This window comes from Streptomyces sp. CB02414 (assembly GCF_001905385.1).
Classification (GTDB): Bacteria; Actinomycetota; Actinomycetes; order Streptomycetales; family Streptomycetaceae; genus Streptomyces.
Map to the genome: position 1 here is coordinate 354,019 of NZ_LIPF01000004.1, position 15,779 is coordinate 369,797.

The 15,779-nt window shown below is 70.0% G+C and carries 15 protein-coding genes; 10 read left to right on the forward strand and 5 right to left on the reverse strand.

The genetic code is table 11. The features are described 5' to 3' along the window. Window positions 1-7: 7 nt before the first annotated feature. From AMK11_RS15680 to AMK11_RS15700, 4 genes are all read left to right on the forward strand, one after another. Window positions 8-469, forward strand: a complete 462-nt coding sequence (locus AMK11_RS15680; protein ID WP_073727422.1) for a MaoC family dehydratase — start codon at window positions 8-10, stop codon at window positions 467-469. 68 nt (window positions 470-537) lie between these two features. Continuing rightward, window positions 538-1,272 carry an SDR family NAD(P)-dependent oxidoreductase gene (locus AMK11_RS15685; protein WP_073727424.1) on the forward strand — a complete coding sequence of 245 codons (735 nt, stop codon included), beginning with the start codon at window positions 538-540 and terminating at the stop codon, window positions 1,270-1,272. Further along, window positions 1,272-2,396, forward strand: coding sequence for an FAS1-like dehydratase domain-containing protein (locus AMK11_RS38155; protein ID WP_198941375.1), 1,125 nt, complete (start codon window positions 1,272-1,274; stop codon window positions 2,394-2,396). Before AMK11_RS15685 ends, AMK11_RS38155 begins: the two co-directional genes overlap by 1 nt. Before the next feature lie 74 nt (window positions 2,397-2,470). Next, complete coding sequence (locus AMK11_RS15700) at window positions 2,471-2,884, forward strand: nuclear transport factor 2 family protein (protein WP_073727426.1); 414 nt, start codon at window positions 2,471-2,473, stop codon at window positions 2,882-2,884. Window positions 2,885-3,391: 507 nt separating this feature from the next. Here AMK11_RS15700 and AMK11_RS15705 read toward each other — a convergent pair. The 4 genes from AMK11_RS15705 to AMK11_RS15720 form a co-directional block, all read right to left on the reverse strand. Beyond that, complete coding sequence (locus tag AMK11_RS15705; RefSeq protein WP_073727427.1) at window positions 3,392-3,943, reverse strand: hypothetical protein; 552 nt, start codon at window positions 3,941-3,943, stop codon at window positions 3,392-3,394. Window positions 3,944-4,047: 104 nt separating this feature from the next. Next, entirely contained in the window at window positions 4,048-4,725 is a 678-nt protein-coding gene (locus AMK11_RS15710; RefSeq protein ID WP_079187462.1) for a TetR/AcrR family transcriptional regulator, read from the reverse strand. A 166-nt stretch (window positions 4,726-4,891) separates the two neighbouring features. Further along, window positions 4,892-5,881 (reverse strand): acyl-CoA dehydrogenase family protein, encoded by a 990-nt coding sequence (locus AMK11_RS15715; RefSeq protein WP_073727428.1) that lies wholly within the window; start codon window positions 5,879-5,881, stop codon window positions 4,892-4,894. After that, window positions 5,874-7,034 carry an acyl-CoA dehydrogenase family protein gene (locus AMK11_RS15720; RefSeq protein WP_073727430.1) on the reverse strand — a complete coding sequence of 387 codons (1,161 nt, stop codon included), beginning with the start codon at window positions 7,032-7,034 and terminating at the stop codon, window positions 5,874-5,876. Before AMK11_RS15720 ends, AMK11_RS15715 begins: the two co-directional genes overlap by 8 nt. Before the next feature lie 218 nt (window positions 7,035-7,252). Here AMK11_RS15720 and tcuA point away from each other — a divergent pair, with 218 nt between their 5' ends. The 4 genes from tcuA to AMK11_RS15740 all read left to right on the forward strand — a co-directional run bounded on the left by tcuA (window position 7,253) and on the right by AMK11_RS15740 (window position 12,783). Next, on the forward strand, window positions 7,253-8,743 hold the full coding sequence (tcuA, locus tag AMK11_RS15725) for an FAD-dependent tricarballylate dehydrogenase TcuA (protein ID WP_073727432.1): 1,491 nt from the start codon (window positions 7,253-7,255) through the stop codon (window positions 8,741-8,743). An 81-nt stretch (window positions 8,744-8,824) separates the two neighbouring features. Beyond that, window positions 8,825-10,441, forward strand: a complete 1,617-nt coding sequence (locus AMK11_RS15730) for a thiamine pyrophosphate-binding protein (RefSeq protein ID WP_073727434.1) — start codon at window positions 8,825-8,827, stop codon at window positions 10,439-10,441. 46 nt (window positions 10,442-10,487) lie between these two features. Next, on the forward strand, window positions 10,488-11,354 hold the full coding sequence (locus AMK11_RS15735) for an NAD(P)-dependent oxidoreductase (RefSeq protein ID WP_073727436.1): 867 nt from the start codon (window positions 10,488-10,490) through the stop codon (window positions 11,352-11,354). Window position 11,355: 1 nt separating this feature from the next. Then, window positions 11,356-12,783 carry an aldehyde dehydrogenase family protein gene (locus AMK11_RS15740; RefSeq protein ID WP_073727438.1) on the forward strand — a complete coding sequence of 476 codons (1,428 nt, stop codon included), beginning with the start codon at window positions 11,356-11,358 and terminating at the stop codon, window positions 12,781-12,783. A gap of 69 nt (window positions 12,784-12,852) precedes the next feature. On the opposite strand, the gene AMK11_RS15745 is transcribed toward AMK11_RS15740, so the two are convergent. Beyond that, on the reverse strand, window positions 12,853-13,629 hold the full coding sequence (locus tag AMK11_RS15745) for an enoyl-CoA hydratase/isomerase family protein (RefSeq protein WP_073727440.1): 777 nt from the start codon (window positions 13,627-13,629) through the stop codon (window positions 12,853-12,855). A 153-nt stretch (window positions 13,630-13,782) separates the two neighbouring features. Between AMK11_RS15745 and AMK11_RS15750 the strand changes: the two genes are divergently transcribed. Beyond that, a complete protein-coding gene (locus AMK11_RS15750) occupies window positions 13,783-14,928 on the forward strand; it encodes a thiolase family protein (protein WP_073727442.1) in 1,146 nt (381 codons plus the stop codon). Next, window positions 14,925-15,728, forward strand: a complete 804-nt coding sequence (locus AMK11_RS15755; RefSeq protein ID WP_073727444.1) for an acyl-CoA thioesterase — start codon at window positions 14,925-14,927, stop codon at window positions 15,726-15,728. The genes AMK11_RS15750 and AMK11_RS15755 overlap by 4 nt, the downstream gene beginning before the upstream one ends. The last annotated feature ends 51 nt before the right edge of the window (window positions 15,729-15,779 follow it).

A 15,779-nucleotide genomic window follows, 5' to 3' on the forward strand; every position in this document is an offset into this window, starting at 1 on the left:
GCGAGAAGTGTTCGTCATCGAGTCCGTCGAGGACGCCCGGGCCGCGGTCGGCACCGAGATCGGTACCAGCGACTGGATCACCGTCGACCAGCACCGCATCGACCTGTTCGCCGAGGCGACCGAGGACCGGCAGTGGATCCACGTCGATGTCGACCGGTCGGCGGCAGGGCCCTACGGGACGACCATCGCGCACGGCTATCTCACGCTGTCGCTGCTGCCGGACCTCATGCGCCAGGTCTTCGCCGTGAAGGGCGCGGTCATGGGGGTCAACTACGGCGCCGACAGCGTGCGTTTCCTCACGCCCGTGCCCGCGGGGTCGCGGGTCCGCGTGCGGGTGTCCGTGCGGTCGGCCGAGCAACGCGACGACAAGGGCCTGCGGCTGGGGCTCCAGGCGGTCGTCGAACTGGAGGGGGCGGAGCGGCCGGCGTGCGTCGCGACCACGATCGGGCTGTACCGCTTCGGGGACTGAACTCCGGATCACGACAGGGCCGTGACCGGCCATCACCGGCTTCGACATCGAACACTGAGGACGTGGCAATGAGTCAGAAGAGGGTCGCGCTCGTCACGGGCGGCGCGCGGGGACAGGGCCTGGCGATCGTCCGTCGCCTGCGTCGGGACGGCTTGTCCGTGGCGGCGGCGGACGTACTCGACGACGAACTACGGCGCGCGGTCGCCGAACTGAACGACCCCGAGGTGCTGCCGGTACGGCTCGACGTCACGGACGAACAGAGCTGGGCGACCGCGTTGACCGAGGTCGAGCAGCGGTTCGGCGGCCTCAACGTACTCGTCAACAACGCCGGCATCCTCGGCCGCGGGATGCTCGTCGACGAGACGGCCGAGCAGTTCGAGCGCCTGTGGCGGGTCAACTGCCTCGGCATGTTCCTCGGCATCAGGGCGGCGACGCCGCTGCTGCAGAAGGCCGACCAGCCGGCCGTGGTGAACACGCTGAGCATCTCCGCCCTGCATCCCTTCGACCGGCACAGCGCCTACAACTCCTCCAAGTGGGCGGCCCGCGGCCTGAGCCTGACCGCCGCGCGCGAGCTGGGAGACCTGGGAATCCGGGTGAACGCCGTCCTGCCGGGCTCGGTGGCGACGCCGATGCACGACGCCGCGACCATCGAGCGCCTGTCGAAGGGCTCGCTGCTCGGCCGCATCGGTGAGTCCGAGGACATCGCCGCCATGGTCGCGGTGCTGGCCTCGCCGGAGTCCTCGTTCGTGACCGGCGCCGAGGTGGTCGTCGACGGCGGCGCCGGACTGCGCACCGCGCACTGATGCCGCAGGGCTCCCGTGAGCGAGCGACGGACCGGGCGGGCGAGCCGGTACACGGGCCGGAGGACGACTGGACGACGGCCTGGCAGCCGCTGCGGGACCTGGTCGGCCACGACATCGACCCGCCCGGCGCGGTCTTGGGGCCGGACCGGGTCGAGGCGGGCGCGATCCGCCGGCTGACCGAGGTCCTCGAACTGGACTGCCCACTGCACCACGACGAGCAGGCCGCCCGCGCCCACGGCCGGCCGGGCGTCACGGCGCCCTACACCTCCGTCTGGTCCTACGCGTTCGCGCCTGTGTGGGAGCCGGGCGATGCCGTGGCGTTCCCGGACGACGGGCGCGACGCGCTGCCCCGCTCCAGCCCGATGCAGTCGGAGACCTTTCCCTCGGCCCCGCCCACCACGCACATCTTCGCGACCAACACCTCCTACGAGTTCGTGCGGCCCCTGCACGTGGGGGAGCGGGTGGGGATCACCGGCCGCAGACTGATCTCCTGCACGCCGAAGGAGACGAGGGTCGGCCGCGGCGCCTTCGTCCGGGTGAGCAGGCGATTCCTGACCGAGGCCGGTGAAGAGGTCTGCCGGGTCGAGTTGGAGATGTACCTCTACAACCCCCGTTCCGAGGGCCGGGGGCGGCCGATGACCGACCCGGCCGGCGAGCGGGCCGACAAGCTTGCGGCGGTGGAGGGGACCGCCGCAAACCCCCCGTGGTCGTCGCCCTTCGAGGCGGAGGCGGGCCGGTCCTTGCAGCCGGTCGACTTCCCCTTGCCGGTGTACCGGCTGGTGATGGCCGCGGGGGCCACCCGGGACCTCGCTCCCCTGCACCACAACGACGACTTCGCGCGCGCGTCCGGAGCGCCGTCCATGTACGCCAACGCGCTCTTCCTGCTGGGTATGTGGGAGCGGGCGTTGCGCGACTTCATCGGCCCGGCGGGCGAGATCCTGGCGATCCGGGACCTGAGGATGGTGCGCTTCGCGGCCGCCGGGAGCACGGTGCGCGTGCAGGGGAAGGTCGTCCGCAGGCGTGCGGAGCCGGGCCGGCTGGTCCTGGAAGTCGAGCTCCGTTCGACGGTCGACGGTGTCCTCACCGTCGGGCCCGGCCTGAGCGTGGTCGCCCTGCCCCGCTGATCCACAGTTCACCGAAACAAGCGCCATCACAGGACGGCGGAGCACGCCGCCCAGCGACAGAGGGAGATGCCATCATGACGGATGTCCAGGTGGAAGACCTGTCCGAGGTCCTGCCGGCCCTGTGGAACCTGCTCGGGGACTACGCCCGCGCGATCGACTCCCGGGACACGGCGACGGTGCCGCGCCTGTTCGGCGGGACCGGGACACTGGCGCTCCCGGACCGGGACATCACCGGCGGCCGGGAGCTGGCCGAGTTCACGCAGCAGGCCCCGGGCGGCGTCCATGTCCAGGGTGTGCCGACGGTGCGCCGCGGGTCGGACGGCACGCTGCACGTGACCTCCAACTTCGTCTTCGTCAACGCCTCGACCTACGCGCTCTCCTCCGGCGAGTACCGCGACGAGGTCCGGCACGGGGAGGACGGCCTCTTCTTCGCCCGCCGGGCCGTCACCATCAAGGTCCGGACGTCGGACGAGCCGCCGAGCGAGTAGCGACCGATCCGCCCCGCGAACGAACACCGGCCCGGTCAGGAGGTGGAAACCTCCTGACCGGGCCGTGGCATTCCGCGGGCCTGCGCCGATCGTGGGTCTGCGGGTCATTCGTCCACAGGGAAGCCCGTCCGCGTACGTGGTCGTCAAGCGCGCCCGGGCGTGCACGCCGCCGAGCAGCCCGTTCGTCAGGGTCTTCATGTCCGTGATCTCCGCGTCGATCGCGGTGACGCCCGCCGACCGCGCGGTCAGGCCGGCCCGGATCTCTCGAGCCCGCGGTGCTCGTCGGGGAGGACCTGCGCGCAGAGGACGGTGTCGTCCCCCCGGACCGGAGCTCGTAGCCGTCTTACCAGTCGCCGGGCACCATGCCGCACATCCGCGCGGGGCGGTGGACATGAGGCATCACGTCAGCGACGCACTCATGCCTGGATCCTGTGCTTCGTGCAGGAGGGCCGCCACCGTGATCCGTCGGTCGAAGACGGCTATCGCCGTCCTCACTCCTGCCGAAAGCTACTGTGCGCCCTGGCCGGCCTTACGGCTTGCGATCGTCTCCTGGATCATCCGTGCGAAGCCGTCCGTGGTCGCGAAGTACTCGTCGACCTCGGCGACGGTCTTGCCGGTCGCGGCGGACCAGACCCGCAGCCACTGGTTCGGGTCGGTGTACCACTCCATGCGCACCAACCGGCCCTTGTCGTCGATCGTCGCGAAGTCGACCTGGTGCGCCACGATCTCCTCGCCGTCGCGGGTGTGCCCGGTGTAGACCATGCGGCACACCCAGCCGTCCTCGTGCGGGAAGACCTCGTACGAGGTGATGGCGAAGTCCGGCATGCCGGTCCAGTACATCCTGAACTCGGGCTCGCCGTCGAAACTCTCCGGGCCCGTGATGCGCACGGTCCAGTCACCTCGCTTCGGCGAGAACAGGACGAGGTCCCATGGCTCGCTGAAGTCGTCGTCGTAACTCAGGATCCCGGGCTGTACGAGGCTGTGCGTGCGATGGGCATGCACCTGCGTTTCGTACATGCGCCGTGCCATCTCCGCGTTTCGGGTGACCAGGTCCGCCATCTCCCACCTCCGTATGGGTTGCCCAGCCACCTAATCCTTTTTTGACGTCAACGTCAATACTCATGCCGTGACAGGTCGCCGCCGGCTCCTTGAACGCGGGAGCATCAGGACGAGAAGGTGGCAGGGGGTACCGGCCGGGTGGGCGTCGCCTCCTGCTTGAGGTGCCCAGTGGTGCCGTGGGTGAGTCCGAGGGCGTTGGCCCAGATGATGGTGAGCTGTTCGACGGCCTTGTCGAGCTCGAACTTGTGCCCCGCGATGAAGAAGTTCTCGGCGAAGCGGGCAACCATGCCGCCGAGGGCCTCGGCGGCGTAGGCGGTGTCGATCCGCGGGTCGGCGAGACCGTCGGCCTGGAGGCGCTTGATGGAGGCCTCCGTGCGTGCGCCGAGGTGCTTGTCGCGTTGGATGCGGACCTGGCGGACCTCGTCGTCGTAACGGCTGACTTCTTCGATGACCCGCATGATGCGTGCCTCGCCCTTGTACGCGGTGAGGTAGGAGCGGTTCGCGGCGCGGATGCGCTCGACGGGGTCGCCGGAGTGCTCGGCGTCGGCAGGGATGTCGGCCATGGAGATGAGGCGGGCCTCCACCTGTTCGGCGACCTCGCGGAAGAGGGACTCCTTGGATTCGAAGTAGTGGTAGAAGGAGCCGTGCGAGACGCTGGCCTCGGCCGCGATGTCGGAGATCCGGGCTTGAAGGAAGCCATCCCGCTCGAAGACGGTCTTGCCGGCTTCGATGAGGCGGGCTCGCGTACGTCGGCCTTTGGCAGAGCGAGGTGCGGAGTCCATGGGCAACCTTCCTGAAGGACGCTCCGGAGTGGATGTGGCGCCGATGCGTGCGTGTGGATTTTGAAACTGACGGCACAATCATACTCAGCTCCGGTGTGCCGCCCGCACGATCTTCAGGGGTGGTTGTCCGCCGGGATCCGGCCGACGGGCCGGGGGCGCCGGCGGCCTACCGAGCCAGGGCTTCGGCCAGCTCGTGGAGGTCGACCAGGGTGGGGACGGCACCCTCGGTGCGGGCCTGGCTTCCGATCGCCGCGATCAGGTCGGCGGAGGCGCCGGCTAGCTGGTCGAGGGCGAGGCCGCGCCGGTGCTGGACGTGCTGCGCGTACTCCCAGGTGAAGCTGATGCCGCCGGTGACCTGGATCGCGGTCTGCGCGACGGTGTGCAGGGTCCGGCCCGCCAGGGCCTTGACAGCGCGGGCGAGTTGGGGGTCCAGGGGGCCTCGGGCCGCGTTGTTGACGGCGACGTCGTAGAGGCTGACGAGCTGGTGGCGCTCGGTGGCGGCCCAGGCGAGGAGGTGCTGCAGGGACTGGTAACTCGCCAGGGCCTGGCCGAACTGCCTGCGCTGCTTGGTGTACGTGACGGCGTCGGCGAGCAGGCGGTCGATGACACCGAGGAGTTCGGCGGAAGCCCCGAGCCGGGTCCGGGAGACGATCTCGGCACGTCGGCCGTTCAGCTCTCCGTCCGGTACCAGGGTGACGGCGGGTGAGGCGAGGTGGGGATCGACCACGGTGACGTAGTCGTCCGCGCCGGGAAAGGCCGGCCTCTGCACCGCTGCGTTCACGTCGGAGTGAGCGACCAGACCGGTGCCGGGCAGGTCGACGACGACTAGGGCCGACGCGACGCGGCCGGGAACACCGATCAGCTGTGTGTTGCCCAGGGACGACCCGAGGAGCAGCGGGGTCGCCCCGGTGTACGAGGAACGGGACAGCATGCCGGTCAGGCCCAGCAGGGCGAGCGCGGGCGTTCTGGCGCAGTGCTGCCCCTGGGCCTCGAGAAAGGCGTAGGCCGGTGTGAGGTCGGCGGCCGGCGTGGCGGGGTCGAGCAGTTCGTCGAGGCCGAACGCGGTGAGTGCCTCGGCACCGTCGTGCCGGCCGAGGATGTCGCCCGCGGCATCGCGGTAGCCGACGTAGTCGCCGGGGCGCAGGGAGTCAGCCATTGCCCAGTCCAAGGATGTGACGCGCCACCGTGATCAGCTGCATCTGCTGGGATCCTCCGTAGATCGTGACAATGCGGGAGAAGAGGTAGTCCTGCTGCAGCAGGGCGTGCTCGGTGTGGGTGCCGGGCAGGGCGACGGGCACTCCGTCGAGGTCTCGCAGCAGGTTGTAGAGGTTCTGTTCGGTGCGGGTCATGAGGAGCTTGTTGTACGCGGCTTCGGGCCCGAGCTGCTGTCCGGCCGCCTCGCGGGCCAGCAACGTGGCGCCGGCGGCGCGGAGTCCGGCGAGCTGCAGTACCACGTCACCGAGCTGGCGGTCGAGGTTCTCGGGGAAGACCTTGCTGCTGGCGGTGAGTCTCTGCCGGAAGTCCCCCTGGCGCAGCCAGGAGACCGTCCCGCGTTCGCGTGCGAGCAGGTGCATGGCGACACGCCAGCCCCCATCGACCTGGCCGACGAGCTGCCTGCGTGGTACGCGGACGTCGTCGAACCACACTTCGGCCAGCTCGTCGGTGCCGTTCGCCTGACGGATGGGCCTGACCTGGACACCCGGGGAGTTCAGATCGATGGCGATCATGGACAGTCCGCGGTGGCGCTGCTCTGCGGTGCCGGTGCGCACGAGGGCGAGGCACCAGTGCGCCCACTTGGACCAGCTCGTCCAGATCTTGTGCCCGCTGACCACGAGGTCCTCGCCGTCGAGGGTGGCGCGCGTGCGCAGTGACGCCAGGTCCGATCCCGCCTCCGGCTCGGAGAAGCCCTGCGACCAGCTTCGGGACCCGTCGAGGAAGTCGGGCAGGACCTCGGCGGCGAACCCCGGGTCGGCGAACTCGATCAAGGCCGGCGCGATGATCTCCAGGTGCTCGAACACGGCGGGTCCCGGCCAGCCCGCCTGGTGCAGTTCGTCGTGCAGCACGGCACGGAAGAGGGGATCGCCGCCCGCGCCGCCGAACCCCTCGGGCCAGCCGGCCCGGCCCCACTCGTGGTCGAAGAGCAGCTTGCGGAGCCGACGCGCGGCATCGACCCGCAGGTCGTAGTCGCTGTGGGGGGCGAAGAGCGGGTTCAGTTCTGCCTGATGGTCGGTCATCCACTGGCGGAACCGCTCGGCGAACTCCGGCAGCCCGAGGCTGCTGATCGACACGCCGAGAGCTGGGTTCGTCACGTGGCCTCCTGTATTGATATCGACGTCAGTATAAGATTTACTCGAGGTGCTGGGCAACCGTCGAGGCGGGGAGGCGTCGGGTCTCATGGGGACATTGCCGCCAGGGCCCCCGGGAACTTGTGATTGATGTCGACGCCGATGTCATTTTCCAGCAGTGTTCGATCCGCTTTTCGCCCTTGAAGAGAAGTGACCCGCTGTCCCAGTGGAGAGGATCAGGAATGGAGTCGTCGTACGACGTCGTCATCGTCGGTGGCGGGAACGCGGCCTTGTGTGCGGCACTGGCCGCGCGCGAGGCCGGGAGTTCCGTCGTGGTGCTGGAGCGGGCGCCGTACGAGGAGCGCGGTGGGAACAGCACCTTCACCGCGGGCGCCATGAGGTTCGCCTACCGCGGCGTCGAGGACATCCTCGAACTCTCGCCGGATCTCTCGCCCGAGCAGATCGAGCAGACCGACTTCGGCAGCTACCCCGAGGAGCAGTTCTTCGACGACCTGGCACGGGTCACCGAACACCGTGCCGATCCGGATCTCGCCGATCTGCTGGTGCGGCGCAGCTTCGACACGCTGCGCTGGATGCGAGGCAAGGGCGTGCGCTTCCTCCCCATCTACGGCCGTCAGGCCTTCAAGGTCGACGGTCGCTTCAAGTTCTGGGGCGGTCTCACGCTCGAGGCGTGGGGCGGCGGCCCCGGCCTCGTGGACGCGCTCACCAAGGCCGCGCTGGACGCCGGGATCGAGATCCGCTACGAGACCGCGGCCACGGATCTGCTGACCGAGGACGGGCGCGTCACGGGTGTGCTGACCAAGCGCCAGGGCCGGTTCACCGAGATGGCGGCGTCTGCCGTGGTCCTGGCTTCCGGGGGATTCCAGGCCAACTCCGAGTGGCGCACCCGCTACCTCGGGCCCGGCTGGGACCTGGCGAAGGTGCGCGGCTCACGCTTCAACATGGGCGACGGCATCCGCATGGCGCTGGAGATCGGCGCGATGCCGTGGGGCCACTGGTCGGGTGCGCACGCCGTCGGCTGGGAGCTGAACGCACCCGCCTTCGGCGACCTGAAGGTCGGGGACGCCTTCCAGAAGCACAGCTACCCCTTCGGCATCATGGTGAACGCGCGCGGGGAACGCTTCGTCGACGAGGGCGCGGACTTCCGCAACTACACCTACGCCAAGTACGGGCAGGTGATCCTTCGTCAGCCGGGGCACTTCGCCTGGCAGGTGTTCGACCAGAAGGTGACGCACCTCTTGCGCGACGAGTACCGCATCCGGCAGGCCACGAAGGTCACCGGTCGCACGCTGGAGGAGCTGGCCGCGAAGCTGGACGGGGTCGACGCCGAGCAGTTCCTGCGGACGATCGAGGAGTACAACGCCGCCGTCCGCCGGGACGTGCCCTTCGACCCGAACGTGAAGGACGGCCGCTCCACCAACGGGCTGGACGTGCCGAAGTCGAACTGGGCGAACACGATCGACGAGGGCCCCTTCGAGGCCTACGCCGTCACCTGCGGCATCACCTTCACCTTCGGCGGGCTGAAGATCACGCCGGACGCCGAGGTGCTCGACGTCGACCAGAAGGTCATCCCCGGTCTGTACGCGTGCGGTGAGCTGGTGGGCGGCATCTTCTACCACAACTACCCGGGCGGATCCGGCCTGACCAATGGGTCGGTGTTCGGACGTATCGCGGGCACCGGCGCGGGGAAGACCGCCCGCGCCGGCTCATGAGGGCGCGGGCCACCCCCGGGAGCGGCACCCCGCAGGTGTCGTCGCCCCGTCAGAAAGCGACCAGAACACGAGGAGACACGCATGAGCGAGGCAGCGAGTACGGCGGAGGTCATGGCCGAGTCGCTCGTCGCCGCGGGCATCGAGCGCATCTTCGCCTACCCGGGTGACCCGATCATCGAGTTCATGGAGACGTCCCGGGCGAGGGGGATCGACGTCGTGCTCGCACGGCGGGAGGGCACCGCGGCGTTCATGGCGGAGGGGCACGCGATGGCCACCGGCACGACCGGTGTCGCGCTGTCCACGCTCGGTCCGGGGTCGACCGCGCTCCTCAACGGCATCGCCGCGGCCCACCTCGACCGAGTGCCGCTCCTCGCCGTCTCCGGGCAGATCGAGACCGCGAGGGAGCAGTACTTCACGCACCAGGTCGTCGACCACAAGTTGCTCTACTCCCCGGTCACCAAGTGGGCCGGCAAGGTGGAACCGACCGCGGTGGCCACGACCATGCGCAAGGCACTGAGCCTGGCGGCGGCCGAGCGGCCGGGGCCCGTGCACCTCACCATCAACGGCGACGTCAGCAAGCAGCCGGCGACGGACGCGGACTTCGTCATGCCGCCGACGTCGTCGTCGGTCACCAGCGTCCGTGTCCACCGTGCCCCGGACGGGCCGGACCCGTCCGCGATGCTCGCCGCCGCCCGCCGCCCGGTGCTGCTGGCCGGGATCGCGGCGGTGCGGGGACATGCGACGGACGCACTCGTGCGGCTCGCCGAGACCACCTCCACGCCGGTGGTCGTGGCCCCGATGGCGAAGGGCGTGTTCCCGGAGAACCACCCGCTGTTCGCGGGCGTGCTGGACATGGCGTGCAACAAGGTGCTCTGGGACTTCCTCGGAGAGGCCGACCTCATCGTCGCGGTGGGTTTCGACGCCGTCGAACTCATCAAGCCGTGGAAGGCGAAGGCGCCGGTCCTGCACATCGACATGGTGCCGAACACCGACCAGATCTACGCCAGTGCCTGCGAGTGCGTCGGGGACATCGCGGCCACCCTGAACTGGCTCAGCGACGAGTGGTCCGGCGGGCCGCGCTGGACCGAGGCCGCCGTCGCGGCACACCGGGAGCGGTTGCGTACCGCCTACTACGACGGCCGGGTCGCGGGCGCGTTGAACCCTACGGACGTGGTCGACGCCGTCCGCGAAGCCGCGCCCGCGGACACCGTGGCCACCTGTGACGTCGGCTCGCACAAGCTGTTGGTCGGCCAGGGCTGGCAGGCGCTGCGTCCACGCTCGGTGCTGATGACCAACGGTCTGTCCGCGATGGGCTTCGGCGTACCGGCCGCCATTGCGGCGAAGCTGGCCGATCCGTCGCGCCCGGTGGTCGCGCTCGTCGGTGACGGCGGGTTCGCCATGACCGCGACGGAGGTGCGGCTGGCGTCCGCGATCGGGGCCGCCGTCGCGTTCGTGGTCTTCGTCGACGGCAGCCTCAACCGCATCGAGTTGAAGCAGTCGGCCGTGGGCTACCCGAGCACCGCGACCCGTATCGAGGACATGGACCTCGTGGCCATGGCCGAGGCGATGCACGCGGACGGGGTCCGGGTCGACTCCCGCGAGGCACTCGACAAGGCGCTCGCCAACCTCGGGGGCCTGTCCCGGCCGCTGGTGGTCGAGGCGCGCATCGATCCGTCCCAGTACGAATCGCAGTTCTGACCAGGAGGACGACGATGACTGACGAACTACGCGCGGCGGGCGTGCGATGACCCCGAGGATCGGCCTCGTCGGCGTCGGCGAGGCGGGCGCGGCCATCGCCGCGGGCCTGCACGAGGAGCACGGCCTCTCCGTCGTCGGCTACGACGCGCGCGGCCACGAGGACGCGGTCAGAAAGCGGGCGGCGAGTGCGGGTGTGACGCTCGTCGACGACCTGGGCCGGCTCAGCGCCGACACCGATGTGCTGCTCTGCCTGGCCAGCGCGAAGGTGGCCGTCCCGATCGCCGAGCAGATCGCGCCGCACCTGCGGCCCGGCCAGGTGTACGCCGACCTCAACTCGGCCAGTCCCGAGGTGAAGCGCACGGTCGGCGTCGTCGTGGCCGGCAGCGGCGCCGCCTACGTCGACGGTGCCGTCATGGCGGCCGTACCGCCGCAGCGCCACCGGGTGCCGGTCCTGCTCAGCGGCGACGGCGCGGAGCGGCTGGCCGAGCTGCTCACCCCCTTGGGCATGCGGCTGGAGGTGCTCGGGGACGATCCCGGGCAGGCTTCGGCGGTCAAGATGTTCCGCAGTCTGCTCGTCAAGGGGCTGGAAGCGCTGCTGCTCGAATGCGCCGTCGGCGCATCCGCCTACGGTGCCACCGAGCGGGTGCTGAGTTCGATGAACGGCACCCTGCCGACGGAGGACTGGCAGAAGCTGGCCTGCTATCTGCTGGAGCGCACGGTGGTGCACGGTGCCCGGCGTGCCGAGGAGCTGAGGCAGGTGGCGCGCACGCTGGAGGAGGCCGGGGTGGACGCGATGCTGGCGGAGGCGGGCGCCAGGCGGCTGCAGTGGTTCGTCGACCTGGACCTGGCTGCGGACCTCGACCCGACGGACTACGAGGGTGTGCTGGGCGCGGTGCGGAAGGCGGGGCTCTGACATGGCCGTGCAGGCACAGCTCTTCTACGGCGGCCGGTGGACCGACGGAGTGCGGGTCTCCGAGCTGCGCGACAAGTACGACGGCGCGTTGGTGGCCGAGGTGCACGAGGCGGGCGCCGAGCAGGTGGCGGAGGCCCTGGACGGCGTGGCGCGGGGTCAGAGCGAATGCCGGCTCACCCCGTACGAGCGTTTCGAGATCCTCACGGCGACCGCCGGGCTGGTGAAGGAGCGCCGGTCGGAGTTCGTGCGGACTGTCGTCAACGACACGGGATTCACCGTGACCGACGCTCGGCGGGAGGTCGACCGGGCCGTCCAGACACTCATCCTCTCGGGCGAGGAGGCCAAGCGGATCCACGGCGAGATGGTCCCCTGGAACGCCGCCCCCGGAGCAGCGCAGGACCGGTACGCCTTCACCCTGCGGCGCCCGCTCGGCGTCGTCTGCGCCATCACACCGTTCAACTCGCCGTTGAACACCCTCACCCACAAGGTGGCTCCCGCGCTGGCGGCGGGCAACGGCGTCGTCGTGAAGCCGGCCTCGTACACGCCGCTCAGTGCCGGGCTCCTGGTCCGCACACTGCTGGAGGCCGGTCTGCCCGAGTCCCTGATCGCGGTCGTGCACGGCGGGGGATCGACCGTTGGGCAGTGGTTGCTGGAGAGTCCGGTCCCCTCGTTCTACGCCTTCACCGGCAGCACCGAGATCGGTGCGCACATCCAGCGCACGGTCGGCCTGCGTCGCACCCAGCTGGAGATGGGCAGCCTGTCGAGCACGGTGGTGTGCGACGACGCCGATCTGGCCAAGGCGGCGTCCGCGTGCGTCAACGCCGCCTTCCGCAAGGCCGGCCAGGTGTGCACGTCGGTGCAGCGGCTCTACGTCCACGCCGGGGCGGTCGACGAATTCGCCGCGGAGTTGACCGGGGCCGTCGCCGCGACGGTGGCGGGCGACCCGAGGGACGAGAAGACCTTCGTCGGGCCGGTGATCAGTGAGGCGGACGCCGTCCGCATCGCCTCGTGGATCGACCGCGCGGTCGAGAGCGGTGCGTCCGTCATGGCGGGAGGCACGCGGCGCGGCACGGTCGTCGAGCCGACGGTACTCACGGGTGTGGGCGCGGACATGGAGGTCCACTGCCGGGAGATCTTCGGCCCGGTGGTGTCCGTCCGGCCCTACACCGACCTCGACCGGGCCATCGCCGAGATCAACGACACCCCCTACGGCCTGTCGGCGGGCATCTTCACCGCGGATCTGACGAAGGCCCTCGACGCCGTCGAGCAGCTGCACATGGGATCCGTGCACGTCAACGAGACGTCCAGCAACCGTGTCGACCTCATGCCGTACGGCGGGGCGAAGCAGAGCGGGATGGGTGTCGAAGGACCCCGGTACGCCGTGCACGAGATGACCGAGCAGCGCCTGGTCACGCTCGCCCGGCCGTAGTCCTCGAAACGGTGATGGGCGGTGGCCCCGGAGATCCGGGGCCACCGCCCATCACCGTTTCGAGGTGGGTCAGGCCTTCAGCCCCCGCTTCTCCAGCACCTTCTTCAGGGCACTGTGGAAGGCCGGTTCCTCGAAAGACTTGGTCTCGGTGGCGAGCAGGTCGTCGAGCGCCCCCTCGATCCGGTCGACCAGCGGCTGGTTGAGTACCCGGCGGGTCTCGAGCATGGCCTGCGGCGGGAGTTTCACCAGCCGCTGCGCCAGCTTCTTGGCCTCGGTCACCGCTTCGCCCTTCGGGACGACCCGGTTGGCGATGCCGAACTGGTAGGCGTCCTGGGCCGAGATCTTCCCGCCGAGCAGCAGCCACTCCTTGGTGCGCTGCAGGCCCGTGCTGAGCGGCCAGGTCAGGGCACCGCCGTCGCCGGCGACGAGACCGATGCTGACGTGCGGGTCGGCGAAGTAGCCGTCCTCCTCGATGACGACGAGATCCGACAGCGAGGCCAGGCTGCAGCCCAGGCCGACGGCCGGGCCGTTGACCGCGGAGACGATCGGCCACGGCGAGTGGACCATGCCCCGGACGAGAACCGAGGACTCGGCCATCACCTTCGTACGCAGAACCGGGTCGTCGACCATGCGCTGGAGCAGCGGCAGGTCACCGCCCGCCGAGAAGGCCCGCCCCGCGCCGGTCAGTACCACGGCCTTCACTCCCGGCCGCTCCTTAAGATGGGACCACACTCCCGCGATCGCGGTGTGCAGGTCCTCGTTGGCCGAGTTCAGCGCGTCCGGTCGGTTCAGCGTGACCAGGACGATGCCGTCCTCGTCCTGCTCGATGAGCACGCTGTCGTTCATGGGAATCCTCCTGTCGCAGGGCTCGCCCAGTCTCCCAGGACTATTTTTCGACGTCAATGTCATAACTGGCCCGTTGACGATGTTGTGGAGGGGTGCCTACTCTGACGTCGAAGTCAAATATATCCGTCGGACACTGGGTGCCAGGGGGCGACGATGAACGAAGTCGTGATCGCGGCCGCGATGAGGACCGCACACGGCAAGCGGAACGGGACGCTGGCCGATATCCACCCGGTGGACCTGATGGCGGAGGTGCTCACCGCCCTCGTGGACCGCACAAGGATCGACCCGGCCGGCGTCGACGACGTGGTCGTGGGCTGCGCGACCCAGTTCGGGGACCAGTCCAGCAATGTGGGCCGCTACTCGGTCCTGGCCGCGGGCTGGCCCGACACCGTACCGGGCGCGACCATCAACCGGGCCTGCGGCTCCAGCCAGCAGGCGCTCGACTACGCGGCCCACGCTGTGATGGCGGGGCAGGCCGAGATGGTCGTGGCCGCGGGCGTCGAGTCGATGAGCCGGGTGCCGATGAACGCGGCAAAGGAGGGCGGCCGGCCGTACGGCCCACGCGCCCTCGCGCGTTACGGCGGCCGGGAGTTCAACCAAGGCGTCAGCGCGGAACTGATCGCGGAGCGCTGGCACCTGTCGCGTCGGGACCTGGACGCGCTCTCCGCCCTCTCCCACGCCAGGGCGGCAGCTGCCGTGGACTCGGGCGCGTTCGAGGAACAGGTCGTGCCGATCGACGTATCCGGCTCGGCGTTCACCGTAGACGAGGGCATTCGCCGGGGCAGCAGCGTCGAGACGCTCGCGAAGCTGAAGCCCTCCTTCAAGGCGGACGGTGTACTGCACGCGGGCAACTCCTCGCAGATCTCCGACGGGGCCGCCGCCCTGCTCGTGACGACCCCGCGACGCGCCAGGGCGGCCGGGCTCACACCACTCGCGCGCTACGTCGCGGGAGTGGTCGTGGGCTCGGACCCCGAGCTCATGCTCACCGCGCCCATCCCGGCGACCGAGCAGTTGCTCAAGAAGTCGGGAGTGCCGCTGTCCCGGATCGGGGTGTTCGAGGTGAATGAGGCTTTCGCCTCCGTCCCGCTCGCCTGGCTGCAGGAGACCGGCGCGGATCCGGATCTGCTGAACCCGCTCGGCGGCGCGATCGCGCTCGGTCATCCGCTCGGCGCGTCGGGAGTGAGCCTGATGACGCGGATGGTCCACCACATGCGGGACAACGGCATCCGCTACGGCCTCCAGACGATGTGCGAAGGCGGCGGGACCGCCAACGCCACGCTCGTGGAACTGCTGGCATGACGACGCGTTCCGTGGCCGCACCGTCGCTGCGGGACGTCCTCCTGCTCGACCGGATCGAGCCGGACCTCTTCCGCTCACGGCTGCTCTACCGCGACGAGAAGACTTTGTACGGCGGGCAGATCGCCGCCCAGGCGCTCGTCGCCGCGGGCCGCACCGCGGGCGACGACCGATCGCCGAACTCGCTGCATCTCTACTACCTGCGCGCCGGCTCCGCGTCACGGCCGACCGAGTACCGAGTCCAACGCGACCGGGACGGGCGCGCGTTCTCCGCGCGCCGCGTCGAGGCGGTGCAGGACGGCAAGGTCATCGCCACCGCCTCCTGCTCCTTCGGCGTCGACGCCGGCGGCCCCGACGTGCAGGTGACAGCCGCACCCGAAGTGACAGGGGACCCGGAGGACCTCCCCGTCTACCCGGGCCCACGCATGTTCGGCCTGGAGTGCCGGTTGGCACCCGGCCAGGGCGGCGCCGAGTGGCCGACGCGCTTCTGGGCGCGTGCAGTAGGTGTTCAGGCGGGCGACCGGCTCATGGAGGCCGCGACGCTGACGTACCTGTCGGACCGGAGTAACGGCCTCGGCGCGCTCGACCTCGCGGTGCCGATGGTCCCCGCCAGCCTCGACCACGCGATCTGGTTCCATCGGCGAGTGGACCTCTCAGGCTGGCTGCTGATGGACCTCGTGCCGCACACTCTGAGCGCCGAACGCCTTTGGTACACCGGCACGATCCACGACCGGAGCGGGTCGCTCGCGGTCTCACTGGCCCAGGAGCTGCTGAGCCGCCCACGGCCGACTTCGCCGGCCTAGGACCCGTTTTCAGAAGATCATCCGGGTGGTGGATCATGGTGTCGTAATACG